Genomic DNA, 3604 nt, shown 5'->3' with positions numbered 1-3604 from the left:
GCGCTAATCGATGCAAATGCCAATGGCCTCATCACCCCAACAGAACTTACTGCACTGACTCAAGCACGTGATGATGCACTTGCTGCGAAAACAGAAGCACAAACAAAAGTGACAGCGTTACCTGAGGCAGTACAAGCAGAAAAAGATGCGCTACAAGGTCGTTTAAATGATCTGGTTGATATCACTTTACCAACAGTAAATGATCAAAATGAAAATGATATTTCTGATGATATTGATACTTTACTAGCGGGGGTCGAAGCTTTAATAGAAAGTGCTGAAGAAGCTTATACAACGGCTGAAGAGGATTTAGCTGACGCCTTGCAAGACGGTACTGTAACACAGGCAGAGGCTGATAGATTGCAAGAGTCCCTAGAAGCTGCTCAGGCAGCAAAAACTCTTGCACAACAAGCATTAGACAATATTGATCAAACTTCAGACGCGATTGAAGCTGCAAAAGCTCTATTGCAAGAAAGAATAGATGATCTCGTAGATATTGAGGTACCTGAGCCATTTGCAACAGCGAATAATGATGTGCAATTGGTATTGGATATCACACCGACTGTAGATGTTAATGAAACACCAACAGAGCTTAACTCAACAGGATTTACGGTGGGTTCTGTTGGCTTAGGTCCAGTGTTAAATGCAAGTGTGCTTGAAAGCGTATTTAGCTCTTCAGTTTCCCTTTCAGTCGAAGAAGGCACCGAAAGAGATATTAGTTTCTATGCTGATGCTGGTGGTGTTACAGTAGGGACGATGAACTTATTTATGTATAAGTTAAATGAGTCAACTGGTGAATATGAATTAAAAGAAAAAATTGATAATTGGTATCTCGTTGTATTAGGTGGTGTGTCAGAAACGATAAGTCGTTCTTTAGATGAAGGAGAGTGGCTCATTGTATTAGGTAACGGCCAAGGGTTGTCAGCTGTTACGGGGTATACATTAAGATTTGAATCAGATGCTGTACGTGATTTTAATAATCCAGAAGCTGTGACAGGAACAATAAACGGTAATGTGATTACGGATCAGGATTATCAAAATGGTACAGATGTCGTCCCAGAGGGTAGTAAAATCAGTGGAGTTACTCATGGTGAAAATACCATTAATCAATTTACAGATGGTATTGCAACAATTAAAGGGGAGTATGGCACTTTAACTATCTCTGAAAATGGACAATATACATATACAGTAGATCCATTATTTAGAGATTACGGTGAAGTTGATCGTTTTGTATATGAGGTAACGGCACCAAATGGTGAAAAACGCACAGCTGAATTAAATATTGAATTAGTGCGTGTTGCCACAGATGAAAATGCCATCATTGATAATACAGTATTACTTGATGTTACTCCTGATTTAACTGAAACCACAGGCGAAGCATTAGGTATTTCAAATGCAGTCGCATTGAATTTACTTGATCTAGGTATTGCTGGTGATGTGTTGTCTGCAAGTGTAATTGGTAAGGAAGGTGTCATGGACTTTACTGTTGAAGACGGTACTTTCCAAGAAATGACCTTTACTGGTTCCGCGGGCGGGGTAACGCTACTTTCAACATTTAGTTTGGTTATCTATCGTTTAGATGAGAATACTGAACAGTTGGTTCAAGTACATGAAATTCCGAATTTTGTTCAAGTGATCATCGGCGGTGGTGTTTCAACTCCTGTAACATTGAGTTTTGGTGAGGGTACTTACGTTGGGATTATCAAACAAACTAGTGGTGTAAACGTAATTGGAGGAGCATCGGCTCAAGTTACAGATGTCAATATTTATGATTATGCAAACCCAGAAATGATAACTGGATCAGTTCAAGGTGATGCGACTCCGATTACGACAGATAAATTAATATTGGTAAATAACACTGATGTGGTTGAAGGTGAAGCTTTAGTTGTACAGGGTCAATATGGCTCACTCAATATTAATACTGACGGTACTTATACCTACAATGTTACAGTCCCACAAAGTACAGTCGGTTGGACTCCACCATATGGTGAGATTGATCGTTTTGAGGTTGTAGTGGAACGAGCAGATGGTACAACTTACATTGAAGTTCTCAATATTAAGATTGATACAAATACAGTAGCTAACGATGCAGAAGTTGTAGACGTTCAAGCGGCAAACTATTCAACGCTCAATGAATCTGTAGAATCTGGAATTATTGGATCTGCAAGTCGTACATTAGAGTTTAAAGTTGAAGAAGGATCTTATATTAGTAGCTTAGATCTCCAAGGTAATATCACTCGTACTTTAACTAATGATAATCCTTCAATGAGTGTTGTGATTAATAAGGTGACTACTCAGCTTGTCAACGGCGTTGAACAGCAAGTGCTTGAACAAGTTTATACCGGAAATGTTAGTATTACATGGCCAGCTGGAACAATATTGAATCCTTCGACATCAACGACTTATGCCTCAGAAATTATTTTAGATGATGGCAAAGTGCTCGATGCAGGTGATTATGTTATTTCAATTAACACAACGAGTAGTACATTTAATTCAGTGAATGTATCTAGTGCATCAATTACTGGAATAATGGTCAATAATATTACTCCAACTGATACACCATTGCTCGAGGGTGATTTATTTGAAAATGATACAGCTATCGACCAAATTGATATTCTGAAAATTGGATCTAAAGAGCTTTATGTAAATGATCCAGCTAAAGGTGGTCAAGAATTCACAGTTCAAGGTAAGCATGGTGTCCTTACTGTGTTCAAAGATGGCACCTATGAGTATCAACCATCAGGTTTAAGTGGAGGTCTTGAAACATTCACCTATACAACAGTTTCTAAAGCGGGAACATCACAATCTGCAACACTTGAAATTAATGTTTCGATGACGCTAACTGGAAGTGATGAGGCAGATACCGTACAAGCATCTGCTTCAATCGATACTTTTACTCTTGGTGAAGGTGCTGATACAGTCCTTTATGATGTGCTCAATCAAGCTCAACATACCGAAAGTCCAGATATTTGGACTGACTTTAATCAAGCTGAAGGTGATCGAGTTGATATTTCTGCTTTATTAAAAGATCAGAATGTTACATCGTCTAACATTGGTGAATTTGTAACGATCAAACAAGATGGTGCAAATACGGTGATTAGTGTTGATACTGATGGGGCTAAAACGAAATATAACCCAACTGAGCTTATTGTTCTGCAAAATACAGATAGCAGTCTTTATGCGATCGATGATCTGTTAAAATATAATCAAATTTAATTAAACAAATGAAAAGAGGTCTTTCGAGACCTCTTTTTATTTTTAAAAATGTGAAATCAAAAGTAATTGGTATAAAAAAAATAAAATTCTAATAATTTGAATAAATTAATTTTTGAAGAACAAAAATTTTATTTGTTATTTCGTCATTTGAAAAATATTCTAATAAAATAAAATTCATTATGGAGACGCGATTGCAACAAAAAAATCATATCCAAGCACCATTTTATAGAGCTTTATGTGTTAGTCATCAGGGGCAGACTTAATCATAAAAAAATGTTGTTTAGGATTTATTGATAATAAAAAATGGTAATGATTCAAAAAATTAAATTCCTACTCCAAAGAGATTTTCATCTCTATATTTAGACCTGTTTTTTGAACGTTATTAAATAGA

At 36.7% G+C, this 3604-nt stretch carries 1 protein-coding gene; it reads left to right on the top strand.

Going from position 1 to position 3604, the window contains the following annotated elements; all coding sequences use genetic code 11:
• Positions 1 to 3213 (top strand): type I secretion C-terminal target domain-containing protein (locus CL42_RS15640; protein WP_035270760.1); only part of this gene is annotated, 3213 nt, incomplete at its 5' end.
• Between the last annotated feature and the right edge of the window lie 391 nt (positions 3214 to 3604).

Origin of the sequence: Acinetobacter sp. Ver3, assembly GCF_000632455.1 — a bacterium.
In the GTDB taxonomy this organism is placed as follows: Bacteria; Pseudomonadota; Gammaproteobacteria; order Pseudomonadales; family Moraxellaceae; genus Acinetobacter.
This window is presented reverse-complemented; position numbering and strand designations above follow the sequence as displayed.